Raw genomic sequence first — 15784 nt, 5'->3', positions numbered from 1 at the left:
TTACGGTTTAATGCTTTTGGTAGCGCGTCATAAAGACACGGGAAAACGCAGCCGGCCGGCCCGCCCTCACCCTAGGAGAACGAGCCGCCGAGCTTGCATACTTTTTCCGGGAAAACTATCAAACGAGCTTACTTAGCCGCGGCGTACCGCAACGGTCTCAGCTGCTTCTGCGTCCTGGAATTGTACTTTGATGTGGATTGGCATGGTGTCGCCCTCCTTTTTTTGTTTATGTTTTCACGGCGTAGCGAAACTGAGCGCTTCGACTGCGCGGGTTGTGAACATCTTCTGTTCCAGACACCGGTTTTTTCTCTGGGACGATCAGCTCGGCCTCGTAGCCAGCAGCTGTTTGCTCCCAGAAATATCGCTTGACCAATCGATCCTCCAAGCTATGAAAACTAATTATTCCAACTCGCCCGCCCCGATTAAGAAGGCGTGGCAGCAGCGGCAACAATTCTTCAACCAGCCGAAGTTCGTGATTGACTTCAATGCGCAGTGCCTGAAAGGTGCGAGTCGCCGGATGATGTTTCATCCCGCCGCGACCGACAGTGTGCTTGATCAGATCAGCCAGCTCGGTCGTTCCCCGAATCGGCCGTGCTTTGGCGATTGCCTGCGCAATCCGCCTGGCCCGCCCTGGGTTCTCCTCGCCGTAACGAGTTATCAGCCGCGTCAGCTCATCAACCGAATACGAATTGACGATATCCGCTGCCGTGATTTCCGTCCGATTATCCATCCGCATATCCAGCGGCCCGTCAAACCGAAACGAAAAACCTCTCTCTGCTCTGTCAAGCTGCGGTGACGACACCCCCAAATCAGCCAAAATCACGTCAAATGTACGTCCCTGCTTGACCAAATCCTGCGCTGCGCTCACAAAATCCTTGTGAATTAGCGTCGCGCCTTTCTCAGCCAAATCGCCCAGCGTGTTAATCGCGTTATCGTCGCGATCAACCAGCACTGCGCCCAAGTAATTATCCGTTCTCGTCAAGAATTCCCTGGCATGGCCGCCGTAGCCAGCCGTCAGGTCGAGATACCTCTCGCCTCTGGCTGGCCGCAACCTATCCAAGGTCACCTCCAGGAGTACGGGAACATGAATCGGTTCGCTCACTTGAAGCGCTTCCGACTGTGGTGGATGTTCTTTAATACTCATCATTGCTTTATTATTGTATCATCGGTCGCGGCGATTCTTCGAGATTTACTCCTCTTTACGCGCCAGGCGACATTCGTCGCTTGGGCTGCAATCGCTGTACGGAGATAAATCTCGAAAATCTTGCGACCAGATACAGTAGCAATGCTCGAGATCACCTAACTGGATATTTAATTCTGGCTGTTTTGTATTTGTGTTTTGTTTGTTTTTGTTGTCTTAAGAGTGGAAAATGGATGATTGTCAGTGACAACCATAGTTTCCAAAAGAGACTTATGTGTGAGGTGGAGTTTTTTGGGAGGTGTTTTGAGGAAAGAACGTTGCCGTTTTTATCGTGGAGCAAATTGCCACCTGCCATCTTCAAATACCCAGATAGTTGATCTCGAGAGGTTTTCAAATTGTTAAAGTACTAACCCAGCTAATCAATCTGCATTCTCAGTCGCCATCAGCCGAAAATACGCGCCCGCCCGCACCGCCACGACTTCCCGGTCAATACCAGCATAGTCGAGTAAATGCTGCTCAATCGTCACTCGCCCCTGTTTCTGGTCGAGCGCCGAGGCGGTTTTACCGCGGCGGAACTTGACATTTAGGTCGGCCACGCGCTCATCCAGAATACTTCCAGTCAGCGCGCCCTCCACTTCCCGATCCCAGACTTGCTGCGGATATAAGTGAAGGTAGTTGCCAAACCCGCGGGTCAATACGACGCCGGATGCAAACTCCGCCCTGAGCTCGGCTGGGATCGTCAAGCGCCGCTTGTCGTCCAACTTTCGCTCAAAGTAATCTGTCTGCACGTCGTCCTTCCTCCGTGGTAGATTAGTTGGTTTTTCGCAGTGGATGTTTGTTTTGGTTGATGCTCTCCATCAACTTTCGTTCCACTGATTCCACTATACTACCCACAACTACCCACATGCAAGCCCTTTCACCCACTTTCTACCCATTTCCCTACCAAACTAAAACTTTTCCACGGTTTTGTGGAAAAGTCTAGTGGTGTGGTATAACGGCGGAGCGCTACTTTCTCTAGTATGTCGCCTTACATTCGAATCTAGGGTTATGCGAAGCTGGTCACTATTTCCGCAGCTTCTTGATCACCACCGCGAACCAGCGCGCGCTTGGCCGTACCGTCCGGGCCATGGTCTGCCGATCGACTGCCACCAGACCAAACTTTGGCCAATAGCCCTTGTCCCATTCAAAATTGTCAAGCAGGCTCCAGTGCAAATAACCGATTAGCTTAATATCGCGCTTCAGCACCTCGTGCATGGCCTTGATCGTCTCGGTCAGCCACCATTGCCGCTGACTATCAGTGCCGTCCGCCAGCCCATTCTCGGTAATCATAATCGGCAACCGATAGCGCTCGGCTACGTCCTCCAGTAGATACTGCAATTTATCCGGCTGCATATCCCAACCAAGATCACTGACCTTCAGGTACGGGTCATGTGCCCGATAGCCATAAATCCGCCGGGCAAAGTAATAATTGATCGCCAAAAAATCACTATGCCGCCGCACTCGACGCAGCACCCACGTGTTCAAGAGGTAATTTGCCACCCGCGCACTAGCTCGGCTGAGAATCGCATCATCGCCAGGATAGCAATAGATCAGATGATGCGCCATCGACACTTTCCACTTTTTGCGAGCACGTGTCAATTTGTAAACTTTTTTGTGTGCCACAACAAGGTTACAGAGTACGCGCAGCAGATTACGCTTGCGAGTTTTATTCGGTGGCCAATGCCCCTCGAGGTAGCTCTCGCCGGCGTACACGGTCGGCTCGTTAATGGTCACGATCCACTCGATGTCGCGCCCCAGCTCGCTCAAAACTTTCTCGACATAATACACAAAATATTTGATGTTGCGCCGCTTTTCAAAACCGCCCTTGGCCATAAACCACTCCGGCAGCGTAAAGTGAAACAGCGTCACCACCGGCGTAATGCCCATCTTCCTCAGTGTCCGCAAATACGTCCGATAGTGGGCAATCGCCGCCGCGTCCCACGCACCCTCCTGCGGCTCAATTCGCGCCCATTCGATACAGAACCGAAAGGCATTCATGTTGAGACTCTTGAGAATCGCGAAATCTTCCTCGTAGCGGTGATAATGATCGACACCCCGCCCTGATACGTAGTTGTCAGGCCTGGTCGCCTCTTTTTTGATGCGCGGCCAGCTGTCAATATCACCAAATTGATGCGGCGCCTGCACGGATAGCCGCTTGGCGTGCTCGAGCTCCCACGTCGTCCACTGATTCACCAAGCCACCCTCGACCTGATGCGCCGACGTCGCTGCACCCCATAAAAACTTCTTCGGAAACACGATGCGTTCAGATTGCTTCGCTGTCATCAAAATATATTATACCAAGTTATCAGCTCATCTGCCAGCCCGGGGCTACTGCACCACATCCTCCCCAAAATGTTTCTGCAGCCGCATCTTGATTGAGCCTTCATGTCGGCCAAGTTGTTGACTAAGCTGCTGGATAGTTGCGCCCTGTAAAAATTCTTGTTTGAGAATGTCGTCGTCGGCTTTTTCCCACGGCATGTATGCTTTAGGATAGGTTTCGCGCATTTTGGCAATTTTTTGCTGCCAGCTGCCAGACTGAGGCTTCTTGCCGGATTTTTTCGGCGGTGGCTGTTTTCGCTTCATCTCCTCGAGCATCGGACGATAGTGTTTGGTCACCTCACTACTTGCTCGCTGCAACACTTCATCAATCGCCAACGCATCGGGCAAGACAGCCAATGCCTTGCGGTTAATGCCATATAGATACAAGTTATCCAAATCTCGTACCCGACTGAGCGCCACATAACCCATACCTTCAACAAACGCTTTTCTCAGGTCAATTTTTGCCGCGTCCAGCGTCATGCCTTGGCTTTTATGCACCGTGATGGCCCAGGCCAGCCGCAGTGGCACCTGCGAGATACTGGCCCGCTTGCGCTCACCGTCGCGTAGTTCCCACACATCCGGCACCATCATCACCTGCCGGCCACCACGAAACTCCACGATCGGATAATCGGTCAGTGGCTCGAAATCCACCACCGTGCCGATACTACCGTTGGCGTACAATTTCTGGGGCGAATTTTTCACCGCCATCACCAACGCGCCCAACTTCAACACAAGTTCACTCGGCGCCAGCACCGACCGCTGCAGACTCTCGACATACACTTTTGAACCAGTCGTCGTCTGCTGATACGTCCGCTCATCGCCCGCCAGCTCCGCCAGCTTCTGGCTATTGATGGCGTCAACATCAACATTGACGGTGTGTAGTTCGGTGATATCACCATCAGGCAGCTCGACTTCAGTCCGCGCCAGCAGCGTCTCGGCATGATGCCGCCTAATATCGTCATTTCTCAGTGCCGTCAAAATCTCGAGGAGCTGCTCGTCATTTTGCCGATATTGCCGCTGCAGATACAGCACCGCCGGCTGCAATTCCTGCCACGCTTCCGAATACACCACAAAACCGCCGCCCTGCTCGCCCGGACGATTGATCGGTGGCAATTGGAAAAAATCGCCACTCATCACCAGCTGCACACCACCAAACGGCTGGTCGTTTTCCCTGACGCCGCGCAGCACCCGGTCAACCATATCCAGCCGAAAATCATGCAGCATGGAAATCTCATCAATCACCAGCACATCAGTCTTGGTAATCACCTCACGCCGCGTTTTTGACAGCCGATCAAAAAAGTTGTTCGCCAAATAATCACTGACACCAATACCGCTCCAACTGTGAATCGTATTGCCGCCCAAGTGCGTTGCCGCCAAGCCCGTCGTCGCTGTTACCGACACCTTTTTACCCTGGTCACGTGCCTGTGCAATAAAAGTATTCAGCAGGTGCGTTTTGCCCGTCCCAGCCGCGCCCGTCAGCAGCGCCGACCGACCGCTCATCAAAATCGCCAGCGCCAATTCCTGGTCCATACTTAACCTCGCGGCGGCTCGCCCTCTGGCTCGCCCAGCAGTTTTTTCGACGTAATTTCGTAGCGTTTGCCGGTAATTTTGCTCTCAATGTAATCCTCGTTGATCAGGTTCACAAACATGTCGAGATCATTACCATCCATAATGATAATCGCACCGTTATCGTCGCTCATCAGCTCTAGCTGCATCTCGTCAGCATAGTCCAGCACCTGCTCCTGCTTGACCTCGCCGATCTCCAATTTCTGCAACTTATTAATGGTCTTTTTGCGTTCCTTGACCAACGCATTGAGGTCTAGTCCTTCAGGAAAACTCAATTTATATTGCTTTTCAATCTCTGCCACTTTCTTATCAGCAATCACCTGCTTCTTGTATTCATAGCCAAACATGCGCTCAAACTTGCCTGGATTAAAGGCAAATATATCCTGACCGATGATCAGCACCTGGTTATCGTCTGGCACCTTAAACCCGACTTCCGCCTTAAACGCGCCAAACTTGCCGTCAGAAAACTCCCACGCCAGCGCGCTTTTCAGCGTCTGCCCCTGCTGAATTAATTTGGCGGTGTAAAAGATTTTTTCTGGATCATTTGGGTCAGTAAACCGCGCTATCACGCCCTTCATCCGCTTGAACTCATGCTCGGTTTCCGAGAATTCCACGATGTCGCCGCGCTCATGCTCAATCAAATGAAGCAAGGTTTCCGCTCGGCCAACCTTGGCGAGGTCTGCTCGCAATAGCACGTTATCTTCCGCTTCGCTCAGCTCATAGTCGCGCACACTGAGGCCGGTACCCGCCCCCAAATTAACTTGATTGATATAATCAAACAAAAATAGCGGCCGCAGCTGCTGCTCAACATCGCCTTTCAAAGGCATAACATACGGCGTATAATTTTTATTAAATAAGAACAGCTCTATCTGTAAATCGTTCTTCTTCGCATCAGTTTGATTGGCCCACAAAAAAATATCAGTCGTTTCCCTCACTTCTTCCATGAGGGTAATTATAGCAATTTTTGTCAGATGTCGCCAGCTGCTATTTAGTTAATCGCTCGCCTTCACGCGCTCGGTTGGCCCACTCATCCGCCAGCTCATTGCCCTCGTCGCCCTCGTGGCCACGCACCCAGCGGAGTTCCGCCTGCGACTGCACATATAACTCGTATAATTCCTGTACGATATCCAAGTTCTTAATCTCGCCACCCTTCTTTGTCCAGCCGCGCTGCCTCCAGCCTGGCGCCCACTTGGTCACCACATTGATCCAAAATTCGCTATCAGTATAAATCACACATGGCGCGCCGTCAGCGTCCCGAAGCGCCGTAATCAGCGCCTTGCCTTCCATGCGAATATTCGTCGTCTCGCCGTTCTCCGAACCCAAAATCCACGGCTGAAGATCCTTGATCACCGCGAAGCCGCCCGGGCCGGGATTGGGGCTAGTCGAACCGTCAGTGTAGTAAATTGTCATATTCTGATTATACATAGTTTGCCGAGACTAGGCGAGCTCATGACACAAGAAATGATATAAATCCTCCAGCAACGCATCACGCGCCGGAGTTGAACGCTCATTTACTTCCAGATCATGGCTGGCATAGTCGCGCCGCTGGTGGATCTGCTCGAGCAGCTGAGACATCTCTCTAGCAATGGAATGTTTATCTTTGTCAGAGACTGAGTTCTGCTGCTCTAATTTATCTTCATCAGAGACTGGGCGCTGCCGCTCCAGCTGACGAATATATTTATAAATAATATGCGCCACCTCTCCCGTCCGCGATCGCCGACGCTCATCCTCGGTGACAAACTGCACTTCGACCGGCACGCCCTTGTCTAGCCCTGGATAATCCATCAGGAAAGTCGTCTTGGAAACCTGATATTTCTGACCGCGCTGCTGCACACTTTCAGCATCCTGGACCACAAACTCGCAGCGCTCTGTATCAAACCCGCGTTGCTCCATCTCCCGGCGAACGGTAGTAACATAATCCACCGTACCATGGACACAAATGGCACTGGATTTACTGGCAGCCTTTTTTAGCTGAAACGCTGGGGTTGTATCAATTCGCTGCTGCAAAAACGCCACAAAATCACGTGCCTGATCCGCTACCGTATCTGATATAACGGTCAGGCCGAGCACGTCCATCGGCGTATACTCCGGTTTGCCATTCTGACGAGCTTCATGCACCTTGGCTGCCCACGACCCCACGGTTTTCAGGCGATATTTTCCATAGACCACCTTACCGTTTTGCGCTACAAAATCTCCGATGTGAACTGACCGATTGTGACACGATGCTTCACTGCGCAAACCAACCACTGCTTCGGTCTCGACTTGTTCAGTACCAAAAATTGTATTAACTAAATTACGGACACCAACGTGGCGAGTTTTTTCATACTGCTCGCGGATCTCCTCGATGAGCTTACGCTTGCCCTGCCCCTCCAGCCGAATGATATGCGCCTGTGAACGCAGGCTTGCCGCCAGCCCGTCAAATCCCATCACTTCACACAGCGGCGCATAGAATGACTCCGCCTCCAAGACATCCTGCAGTTTGGCAGACTCACGCGATGATGACGGATAGCACATATTGTCGAGTAGCTCACAGGCCTTGATGATCACCGCCTCGATATTGGTTTTATCGAGGAATTCAGCCATCTGCTCCACATCAACAAATGGCTCGATCTGCCGCCATGCCTCAGCCGGTACCGATTCTTGATAATGATCAGTGATAATCTCTCTGATATCTTCAGGGATAGTAGTGGCCACCCGCACTCGGTGATGAGCAGAGGCCTTTTCCGTTGCAATAAAGTCCGCTAGGAGCGACGCTACATATGAACCCTGCGCACACGTCACCCCAGTTTCAGGATTCGTAAATACATCGGCCAGAGCCAAGCCAGCAGCCTGTCGACGCTCCGGTGTGCACTTCTGGCTGTCTCTGTTGTGAAAACGGTCGACCACGTCATGCAGCAGCACGGCATAAAGCGCTTCGGGCGGTAGTTTCAAGCCGGCAAACTCCTCCACCAGTTCCATCGTCCGCTTAGCATGCTCTATCAGATCTTCTCGCTCACCCACTCCATCGGCTTGGAAATATTCCTCAAGCGCCAACTGAAAAGGAAACTCAAGAGATGGACGTTCGAGGTCTATCGTTTTTTCAAATTTTTGCGGTGTGCTTGGCTCTGGCTGCTCACTGCGCGAAGAACATAATTCACTCATAATTCAGTTCGTTGTCAAACTGGGCTATTATAACAGATGAATTAAATTTAGTCAATAAAATACGCGCCGGCATCCGGATACGCATTGTACCGTTTCAGCGACATGCTCTGGCAATACGCCCCCGCATCAAAGATCACTAGCTTATCACCAATCTCCGCCTGAGTTAGTCGTCGCGATTCGAGATTTTCTGGATTACTGGGTGCCGGTGTCAAGATATCGCCCGTCTCGCAGCAATGCCCTACCACGATGTACTCTCGCTGCTCCTCGCGACCCGACAACACCATCATCTCGTGCTGCGCGCCATACATTCCCGGCCGGGTGATGTCATTCATACCGGTATCAAGGCGCAAAAATGTATGACCATCCGCCCCGGTATCAACAATGTCCACCACCTCCGCAACCAACACACCAGCGTGCGCCACCAGCCAGGTTCCCGGTTCAATTTCTAGATGTAATTGCCGCCCGGTTTCTTCAGAAAACTGAGCTAATTTCCGAGAAAACACCTCGCAAATTGCTGCCAGATCCGCCTCCTGCTCATCACCGAACCGATACACCTTAAAGCCGCCGCCAATGTCTAGAGTGGTCACCTCTGGCAGTCGCCCAACAAGCGCCAATGCCGCATCCATCGCCTCGCCCCACAACCGTGGATCAGCACCCGAGCCGATGTGAATATGCAGCCGATCAATCGTTATGTTATGACGCCTCGCCAGCCCTAGCGCCTGCTCGGTATACGCATGCCACAAGCCAAAGCTGGAATTAACCCCACCGGTCATCGTCCGATTATTATGCCCCGAGCCCATGCCAGGATTGAGCCGCAGACCGACCGTATTTGGGCGGTATGGACTCGAGGCAAACAGCTCTAATTGACGAAGCGACGTCGCCACGTAACGCACGCCAGCCTGGAGCAGCTCATCAAGGTTGTGCGCCGGCTGCTGGCTAGAGAGGCTGATTGTTGGGCCGCTCACCCCCTGCTTGAGTAATAGCGCCGCCTCGTAACTTGAGCTGGCATCAAATTGCAACCCCAACTTATCAAATAATCGTATAATCTCGGGGTGCGAATTTGCCTTGGCCGCGTAACGCACCGTCAAGCCGAACGGCACTTGGCACGCCAACGCCTGCCGCGCCTGCTCCCGTAGCATCCGCCGCGAGTATACAAAACTCGGCGTATCAAGCGCTTCGGGCAGTTGATCAATTGGAAAGTTCATACCTATCCACTATCTCAGGAATCTGACTCAATGCTGTCGCCACTAGCCACGCTGGATGTTCTGGCGCCACAATGCCGTTATATTCTGCCGTTTGGATAAATCGCACAGTATCAGGTAGATCACCGCCAATTGGCTTATCATCAACCATCCACGCCTCACTAGTAGGGTGCTGCTCGCGGAAATAATCACCTTTCGGCTGCAAGGTAGTGATAATCTCTATCTCCTTAAGCGACGGGCATAGCGCCGCCTTGAACTGCTGGTAATCCTTTGGCCCATAGGTCAAAACATGCACAGATCCGCACTGCCTGGCCCACACCACCAGCTCAGCCACTCCGTCGTATTCCATTCGCCCATCAGCCAGTGCCGACTGAAGCAAGAACGAGAACGTCTCCTCATCATCAAGTCCCGCCGCCCGCACATGCGCCGCGAAATCATAATAGTATGCTTTCTCAGTGCGCACATGAAAGTCAGTCCGCCGCGCCAGCTCTACCTCGCTATCAATACCAAACTGCCGCCCAAGCAGCCCCCACTCTGCCGCATCCAGTTCACTCGTCCGAAACAAGGTGCGATCAAGATCAAGAAACAACTTCAAACTCATGAAAAGTAAATCCTCATTAGTTCTCGCGCGATTTTATCGCTGTCGTGACGGATCAGACTACGCAGCGCCGCCAGCGGATCGGCCTTTTTATTATGCTGGCGAACGCCGTTAGCGATCAGGTGCTTGCCCGAAGCATAATAATGCTTTTTCTTGAGCTCCGCCTCGTCCCATTCCACCAAATATTCACCATTGTGCGCGTATTTATCAAGCAGTGCCTGTGGCGGACGATAATTGTTATACAGTACATAATCCATGCTCACCCCAGCAAACCGCTCGATCTCGTCAACAAAATCCGCCACCGTAAAGCCATCGGTCTGCGTCGGCTTGGTCACTAGATTACAGACATAGACCTTCTTAGCCTTGGTCTCAGCCAAAGCCCGCGTTACACCGCGCACCAGTAGTGCTGGCGCCAAACTACCATACAATAACCCTGGCGCTACCACCACGAGATCAGCATCCAGAATCGCTTGCCGAGCATGCGGATTAATCGTTGCTGGCGGGCTGAGTTCCAGCCACGGCCGCTCATCGCCTGGAATATTCGTCACCTCAATAGCATGCTCGCCCTCGACGATTGTGCCGTCACGCAGCCTCAGCGATAGCTTGGTATCATCCAGCGTAATCGGAAACACCCGTCCGTTAACGCCGAGCACCTCGCTGGCTGTCTCGACTGCCTGCGAAAAACTCCCCGTCATCTTTTCCAGCGCCGCCATGAACAAATTACCAAATGCATGCCCCTTCATACTACCCTCGTCAAACCGGTAGTTGAACAGATCGCGCACCTTTGGCGAACTGCTCAGCGCCACTAGACATTGCCGCACATCACCCGCCGGCAACACACCCAGCTCATCGCGCAGCATACCTGTCGAGCCGCCATCGTCAACCATGTTGACCAGCGCCGTGATGCTGTGGGTATACTTTTTCAAACCCGATAGCAGCGTGAAACTACCAGTTCCGCCGCCAATTACTACAATTTTTACTCCAAAATATTCTCTATTCAATTCGTACGTCATGCCCGCATTATAGCACTTCAGCGAGGTTAGACCAACGTACCCTTTGGTAGTGGCCATTCGAGGAATGTCTGGTACTGCGTGTTAACGGCGATCAATATATGCTCAGCCACCTTGGCTGGGTCATTGAAAAAGACATAATCATCCGGCCGATGTCCCCGCCAAAACGGTGTTTTCATCGCCCCGGGCAAGAATAGCGCCACGCGAATCGGTAAATGCTGCTCGTCCGCCTGCAAGGCCAAGCTGCGCGCCAGCCCCGCCTGGGCGTGCTTGGTCGCTACATACACCGCTTCGTCCCCGCGAGCTTTGATACTACTGGTTGAGCCGATTACCGTTAGTGTGGATCGTATTCGCTGCTGCGCCATCCTATGCCAGGCCCACTGCACCAGTGGCAACGGACCAGCGAAATTAACCTCCGCCATCGAGCGCGCATCAGGCTGATCCTCGAAATTACCGCGCCAGCCATAGCCCGCCGCCCAGACAAACTGCTCAATATCATCGCCGCCCAACATCTGCTCAATCCGCGCTGATGCCGCCGCTACTTGCTTGAGATAGTACACGTCCAACGGGAATCCCTCGCCGTGCTCCTGAACGTTATGCGTCTTCCCCAACACCAGCACGCGCTTGCCACTTTCTCTGAGCTGCCTGGCCATCTCCAGTCCAAGCCCGCTCGTCCCACCAAGAATAATATGCATATGGTTAGTATAGCAGGAGGAGTGATGGACTGTAAAATGCCAAGCGTAGGCACCTCAGTTAAGATAATTGGGTGTCTTTACTGCGCCCTCAACTTCTTCATTAGGATATCATAGCCATCAGTCACCTCATCGTCACGGCTACTAATCCCCAACTCGGCCATCTCGCGCCACAGACAATTGACTATAGCAGCAGGATCAGCATCCTCATCGGCTAATTGCTCCAATTCCATAAAGTCACCTAAGCCCTCCACCGAGTCGACACATACTTCTGTACCATTCAACGTGCCAGTCTGGCGAATCTTTGACATATCCGAAAATGCTACAAAGCCTAGACCCTTAACGATAGCGATCATGGCATCTGGATCATCGACCCCTGTTTCATGCTCAATACTGTCCAGCTGCCCAGTCACTGATCGTTTGAAAGTGAATAACGCCCGCTTCGTTTCATCTTCACCTTGTCTACGCGTCTCGGTACGCACCCGTAACCAAGGCGCTGTATTGCCGTCACCGCCAGCTTCTCCTGGCGAACCAAACACCTGATCACGCTGATGCACTGGCTCGCTGAGGACAACACCCTTAGCCGCCAGCGCAGCCAGCAACCCTTCTTTATCTCGCAATTTAACTTTTATCTCAATTTCTCTCATACCTAAATGGTATCATACTCAGGACACGCGCATTTGCGAATGACACTTCAGCCAATCAGCAATCGCATCAATATCGAGATGATCGGTCGCGGCGCGGACAGCGAAATTTTCTAGTTCACCTCGCTGTGCTGTAAAATTATACCCTTTCACCTCCAGCAAAGTCAGCCCGGCTAGCATTGCCGTCCGCTTATTACCATCAGCGAACGGATGGTCGCCAATAATCCCGCGCATCAACGCCGCTGCCTTGGTAAATACTGTTGCGTACAATTCCTCGCCAAATACTACTTGATGCTGTGTTGACACCGCAGCCTCCAGCCGTCCGACGTCACGCACGCCATCTGCACCGCCGTCTTTTACAAGAACTAGCGCATGAAGTTGCAAGATCTGCTCGAGGGTCAAACTAACCATTAGCGCTTCGCCAAGTGAGAAAAGTCCTCTTTGTATCGCTCAAGGAGCGAATTTGCAACCTTTAATACTTTATCACCATCGACTGCCACCGTCCGCTTGCGTATCGTAACCTCAATCTCATCACCATCACGAACGCCCAGCACCCGTAGTTGCTTAGCCGGCAACGTCACGCCGCGGCTGGAACCAATCTTGATAATCTTCTGAATTGTAGTGATTGTCATGCAAAAATTATAACAAATTTATAATTTTATTGCAATATTACTATAAATAGCCTAGATGATCCGCTCCATCTAAATTCTGCGTCATGAGATCTCCGCTTGGGAAGATTCGTCAAGGACATAAACAAAATTTCTTTGATAAATTTATATCTTATCCGCTTCTTTCTTTATTAGCTTTACTGTGTTAGTTTAACAAGCTGGGAATTACCTACTCGTGATACTCTTTTATTTTACCGGCATATTCAGTTAAAAGATTCTTTGAATAAATTTTTTCATTTTTTGAATTTCTGACTTCTTTCCAAAGAATAGCAGCTACTTTTAATTTGTTAGAATAGTCGCGGCTATTTTCATCTGCACAGAAATCCTTTAAGAATTGATTCCATTGACAAACCGAATTATCATACTTGGCATAATCTGACTCTCCATAATAAACTTTTAGCATATCTTGAATTGTAAAACTCAAATCTTTTTCTTTCTTTACTTTTCTCCAAGCGGTAGCCATATCAGCAGTAAATTTAAATGGTGAGATACCCGTTAAAGCAGAAAAATATTCTCTGAATTTTGCGTTAAAGGAAAAACCACATTCAAGCAATAGCGTATCTAACGTAATATTTTCAACTTGCTTCTTTTCATTTTTTATTGATGACTTTTTAATCAAATTACCCTTAAAGTATTGCTCAATAATATAATTGAGTTCCTGTTTTGTACCTTTATATTCTAATCCTAATGACCTACATATCTGTGAAATTTCCTCACGATACCAATAGTATTTATTAAACTCAGCAAACGATGTAATTTTATCAAACTCAGGTCTATTTTCTATCAATATTTTAGCTCCTCAAAACCAATTTGCTTTTTCATGTCTAGATCTGCAACCCCTCAACCCTCACTCTCCTCTGCGCCGTCGTATCTCGCTCGCGCACGGTGACGGTGCCGTCCTCCAGCGTCTGGAAGTCGATGACTACGCAGTGCGGCGTGCCGATTTCGTCTTGGCGGCGATAGCGTTTGCCGATGTTGCCATTGTCATCCCACATCACCCGACCGGGGTTAGATTTGGCGAGGCTCGCGTAGACGTCGCGGGCTTTTTCTACCAATTCTGGCTTGTTCTTCAGTAGTGGCGAGACGGCAAATTTGACTGGCGCCAGATGCTCTGGCAACGCCAAATACACCCGCTTTTCACCGTTTTGCTCGTCCTCACGGTACGCACTCGACAGCACCGCCATCAGCGCCCGCTCCACGCCAAACGACGGCTCAATGACGTGCGGAACAAATTTTGTGTTCGTTCCCTTGACGGTATATTCCATGCTCTTACCACTGGCACGCTGGATGTTCACCAAGTCAAAATCAGTCCGGTACGCGATACCCATCAGCTCCTCGCGACCAATTGGATAATCGTATTCGATGTCGATCGTCTTTTTGCTGTAATGCGCCCGATCCTCCGCCGGCACGTCCAGCTCGTGGATGTGCTCTTGTCTCAAGCCCAGCTCTGCCAAAAACGCATGCGTCGCCGCCAGCAGCTCATCAAACGCCTCCTGCCAATGCTCAGGGTCGACGAAATATTCAATCTCCATCTGCTCGAACTCACGAGAGCGGAAGACGAAATCGCGCGGCGCAATCTCATTACGAAACGCCTTGCCCTGTTGAGCGATACCAAACGGCAGATTAGGATAAAAACTATCGACGACGTTTTTGAAATTGGTGAAGATACCTTGGGCAGTTTCGGGGCGGAGATAGCTGATACTATCCTCACTCTCGGTCGCACCAACGTGCGTTTTGAACATCATATTGAAGGTGCGCGATGCGCTCAGTGGATTACCATCCGGGCTTTTGATGCCTTGTTCTACAATCGCCGCATCCATCTGCGCCATGGTCATACCATCCGCGTCAACACCATTATCTTTGAGGAGATGATCGGTGCGGTAGCGGCGGTGGTTGACCGTATCTTCGCACAGCGGATCAACGAAGGTATCGACATGCCCACTGGCCTGCCAGACCTTCTGGTTCATCAAAATCGCCGCATCCACACCGTACATGTCATCGCGCTCGTCGACAAACCGGCGCCACCACAAATTCATGATATTACGCTTCAGCTGCACACCCAGCGGACCATAATCCCACGTACCGCTCAGACCACCATACACATCCGACCCCTGATAAATAAAGCCGCGGCGCTTGCACAGGCTGATAATATCTTCCATTTTTGCTTGACTCATCAAAAACCTTTCTCCATGTTGGCAACATGGCGATTCATTAACTAAGGTTTATTATAGCATGCTTGACGGTCGCTATTTATTGTGCAACAATCGCACATAGGGAGTATCAATGGTGTTATGAGTCAGGAACAGTACAACACATCGTCTACAGATAAAATTTTTCCAGATTCCCCTGTAATACGTCACCCCCAGGAATACTCATTGGAGGAGGTCCGTAGATTACTAGAGATTTCTGATAAATACGAAGGAGCGGATGATAGAGCTAGAAGCATAGTCGCCGAAGGGATCCGCGTCACTGGTTTCGCTGCTTTTAGCTCCACAAGCCCGCTAACAGCTCAGGAGCAAGGTAAAATTAGAGAATACTTTGGGCAATGGATGCTACTCAGAGATCAACTCTCAGGACTCATCACCCCCTATGAACACAATACTTTTCTCTCGGCAAAGCGTAATTTTGACTCTGCCTGCACCAGTAAAGTGTCCGACCAAGTAAAGGTGGCCTTCCTAGATCAAGCACTAGAAGATGCTCACAGTGTTTACGCCAGTCAGACCAAAAGAACAGATATTTCTTTTAGTTCCGTCCTCAATAAAAT

At 51.0% G+C, this 15784-nt stretch carries 16 protein-coding genes; all 16 read right to left on the bottom strand.

Annotated features, from left to right (window positions below):
• Positions 1–226 precede the first annotated feature (226 nt).
• On the bottom strand, positions 227–1144 hold the full coding sequence (rsmH, locus tag GWK76_01350; protein ID QHU92550.1) for a 16S rRNA (cytosine(1402)-N(4))-methyltransferase RsmH: 918 nt from the start codon (positions 1142–1144) through the stop codon (positions 227–229).
• Positions 1145–1560: 416 nt separating this feature from the next.
• Positions 1561–1929 (bottom strand): hypothetical protein, encoded by a 369-nt coding sequence (locus GWK76_01345; GenBank protein QHU91973.1) that lies wholly within the window; start codon positions 1927–1929, stop codon positions 1561–1563.
• 274 nt (positions 1930–2203) lie between these two features.
• A complete protein-coding gene (locus tag GWK76_01340; GenBank protein QHU91972.1) occupies positions 2204–3463 on the bottom strand; it encodes a family 1 glycosylhydrolase in 1260 nt (419 codons plus the stop codon).
• Positions 3464–3508: 45 nt separating this feature from the next.
• Positions 3509–5029 (bottom strand): AAA family ATPase, encoded by a 1521-nt coding sequence (locus GWK76_01335; GenBank protein QHU91971.1) that lies wholly within the window; start codon positions 5027–5029, stop codon positions 3509–3511.
• A 2-nt stretch (positions 5030–5031) separates the two neighbouring features.
• A complete protein-coding gene (locus GWK76_01330) occupies positions 5032–6009 on the bottom strand; it encodes a DUF4868 domain-containing protein (GenBank protein QHU91970.1) in 978 nt (325 codons plus the stop codon).
• 40 nt (positions 6010–6049) lie between these two features.
• A complete protein-coding gene (locus GWK76_01325) occupies positions 6050–6475 on the bottom strand; it encodes a ribonuclease HI (protein QHU92549.1) in 426 nt (141 codons plus the stop codon).
• 27 nt (positions 6476–6502) lie between these two features.
• Entirely contained in the window at positions 6503–8206 is a 1704-nt protein-coding gene (locus GWK76_01320) for a hypothetical protein (GenBank protein ID QHU91969.1), read from the bottom strand.
• Between the two features lie 47 nt (positions 8207–8253).
• A complete protein-coding gene (locus GWK76_01315) occupies positions 8254–9411 on the bottom strand; it encodes a diaminopimelate decarboxylase (protein ID QHU91968.1) in 1158 nt (385 codons plus the stop codon).
• Positions 9395–10009, bottom strand: a complete 615-nt coding sequence (locus tag GWK76_01310; protein ID QHU91967.1) for a hypothetical protein — start codon at positions 10007–10009, stop codon at positions 9395–9397. The genes GWK76_01315 and GWK76_01310 overlap by 17 nt, the downstream gene beginning before the upstream one ends.
• Positions 10006–11019 (bottom strand): uridine diphosphate-N-acetylglucosamine-binding protein YvcK, encoded by a 1014-nt coding sequence (gene yvcK / locus GWK76_01305; protein ID QHU91966.1) that lies wholly within the window; start codon positions 11017–11019, stop codon positions 10006–10008. Before yvcK ends, GWK76_01310 begins: the two co-directional genes overlap by 4 nt.
• Before the next feature lie 26 nt (positions 11020–11045).
• Positions 11046–11711, bottom strand: coding sequence for an SDR family NAD(P)-dependent oxidoreductase (locus GWK76_01300; GenBank protein ID QHU91965.1), 666 nt, complete (start codon positions 11709–11711; stop codon positions 11046–11048).
• 77 nt (positions 11712–11788) lie between these two features.
• Positions 11789–12355, bottom strand: coding sequence for a class IV adenylate cyclase (cyaB, locus tag GWK76_01295; GenBank protein ID QHU91964.1), 567 nt, complete (start codon positions 12353–12355; stop codon positions 11789–11791).
• Between the two features lie 18 nt (positions 12356–12373).
• Positions 12374–12763 (bottom strand): type II toxin-antitoxin system death-on-curing family toxin, encoded by a 390-nt coding sequence (locus GWK76_01290; protein ID QHU91963.1) that lies wholly within the window; start codon positions 12761–12763, stop codon positions 12374–12376.
• Positions 12763–12984 carry a hypothetical protein gene (locus GWK76_01285; GenBank protein QHU91962.1) on the bottom strand — a complete coding sequence of 74 codons (222 nt, stop codon included), beginning with the start codon at positions 12982–12984 and terminating at the stop codon, positions 12763–12765. Before GWK76_01285 ends, GWK76_01290 begins: the two co-directional genes overlap by 1 nt.
• A gap of 205 nt (positions 12985–13189) precedes the next feature.
• Positions 13190–13807: a hypothetical protein gene (locus tag GWK76_01280; GenBank protein ID QHU91961.1), complete on the bottom strand. Its 618-nt coding sequence runs from the start codon at positions 13805–13807 to the stop codon at positions 13190–13192.
• A gap of 37 nt (positions 13808–13844) precedes the next feature.
• Positions 13845–15194 carry a glycine--tRNA ligase gene (locus GWK76_01275; protein QHU91960.1) on the bottom strand — a complete coding sequence of 450 codons (1350 nt, stop codon included), beginning with the start codon at positions 15192–15194 and terminating at the stop codon, positions 13845–13847.
• Between the last annotated feature and the right edge of the window lie 590 nt (positions 15195–15784).

The organism is Candidatus Saccharibacteria bacterium oral taxon 488, assembly GCA_010202465.1.
GTDB lineage: Bacteria > Patescibacteriota > Saccharimonadia > Saccharimonadales > Saccharimonadaceae > Nanosynbacter.
This window is presented reverse-complemented; position numbering and strand designations above follow the sequence as displayed.

Excerpts from the sequence above, each read along its gene's own strand:
- GWK76_01300 (QHU91965.1), bottom strand. The coding sequence starts at position 11,711 with ATGCATATTATTCTTGGTGGGACGAGCGGGCTTGGACTGGAGATGGCC.
- GWK76_01310 (QHU91967.1), bottom strand. The coding sequence starts at position 10,009 with ATGAGTTTGAAGTTGTTTCTTGATCTTGATCGCACCTTGTTTCGGACG.
- GWK76_01315 (QHU91968.1), bottom strand. The coding sequence starts at position 9,411 with ATGAACTTTCCAATTGATCAACTGCCCGAAGCGCTTGATACGCCGAGT.
- rsmH (QHU92550.1), bottom strand. The coding sequence starts at position 1,144 with ATGAGTATTAAAGAACATCCACCACAGTCGGAAGCGCTTCAAGTGAGC.
- GWK76_01335 (QHU91971.1), bottom strand. The coding sequence starts at position 5,029 with ATGGACCAGGAATTGGCGCTGGCGATTTTGATGAGCGGTCGGTCGGCG.
- GWK76_01340 (QHU91972.1), bottom strand. The coding sequence starts at position 3,463 with ATGACAGCGAAGCAATCTGAACGCATCGTGTTTCCGAAGAAGTTTTTA.
- GWK76_01275 (QHU91960.1), bottom strand. The coding sequence starts at position 15,194 with ATGAGTCAAGCAAAAATGGAAGATATTATCAGCCTGTGCAAGCGCCGC.
- cyaB (QHU91964.1), bottom strand. The coding sequence starts at position 12,355 with ATGAGAGAAATTGAGATAAAAGTTAAATTGCGAGATAAAGAAGGGTTG.
- GWK76_01320 (QHU91969.1), bottom strand. The coding sequence starts at position 8,206 with ATGAGTGAATTATGTTCTTCGCGCAGTGAGCAGCCAGAGCCAAGCACA.
- GWK76_01290 (QHU91963.1), bottom strand. The coding sequence starts at position 12,763 with ATGGTTAGTTTGACCCTCGAGCAGATCTTGCAACTTCATGCGCTAGTT.
- GWK76_01325 (QHU92549.1), bottom strand. The coding sequence starts at position 6,475 with ATGACAATTTACTACACTGACGGTTCGACTAGCCCCAATCCCGGCCCG.
- GWK76_01285 (QHU91962.1), bottom strand. The coding sequence starts at position 12,984 with ATGACAATCACTACAATTCAGAAGATTATCAAGATTGGTTCCAGCCGC.
- yvcK (QHU91966.1), bottom strand. The coding sequence starts at position 11,019 with ATGACGTACGAATTGAATAGAGAATATTTTGGAGTAAAAATTGTAGTA.
- GWK76_01330 (QHU91970.1), bottom strand. The coding sequence starts at position 6,009 with ATGGAAGAAGTGAGGGAAACGACTGATATTTTTTTGTGGGCCAATCAA.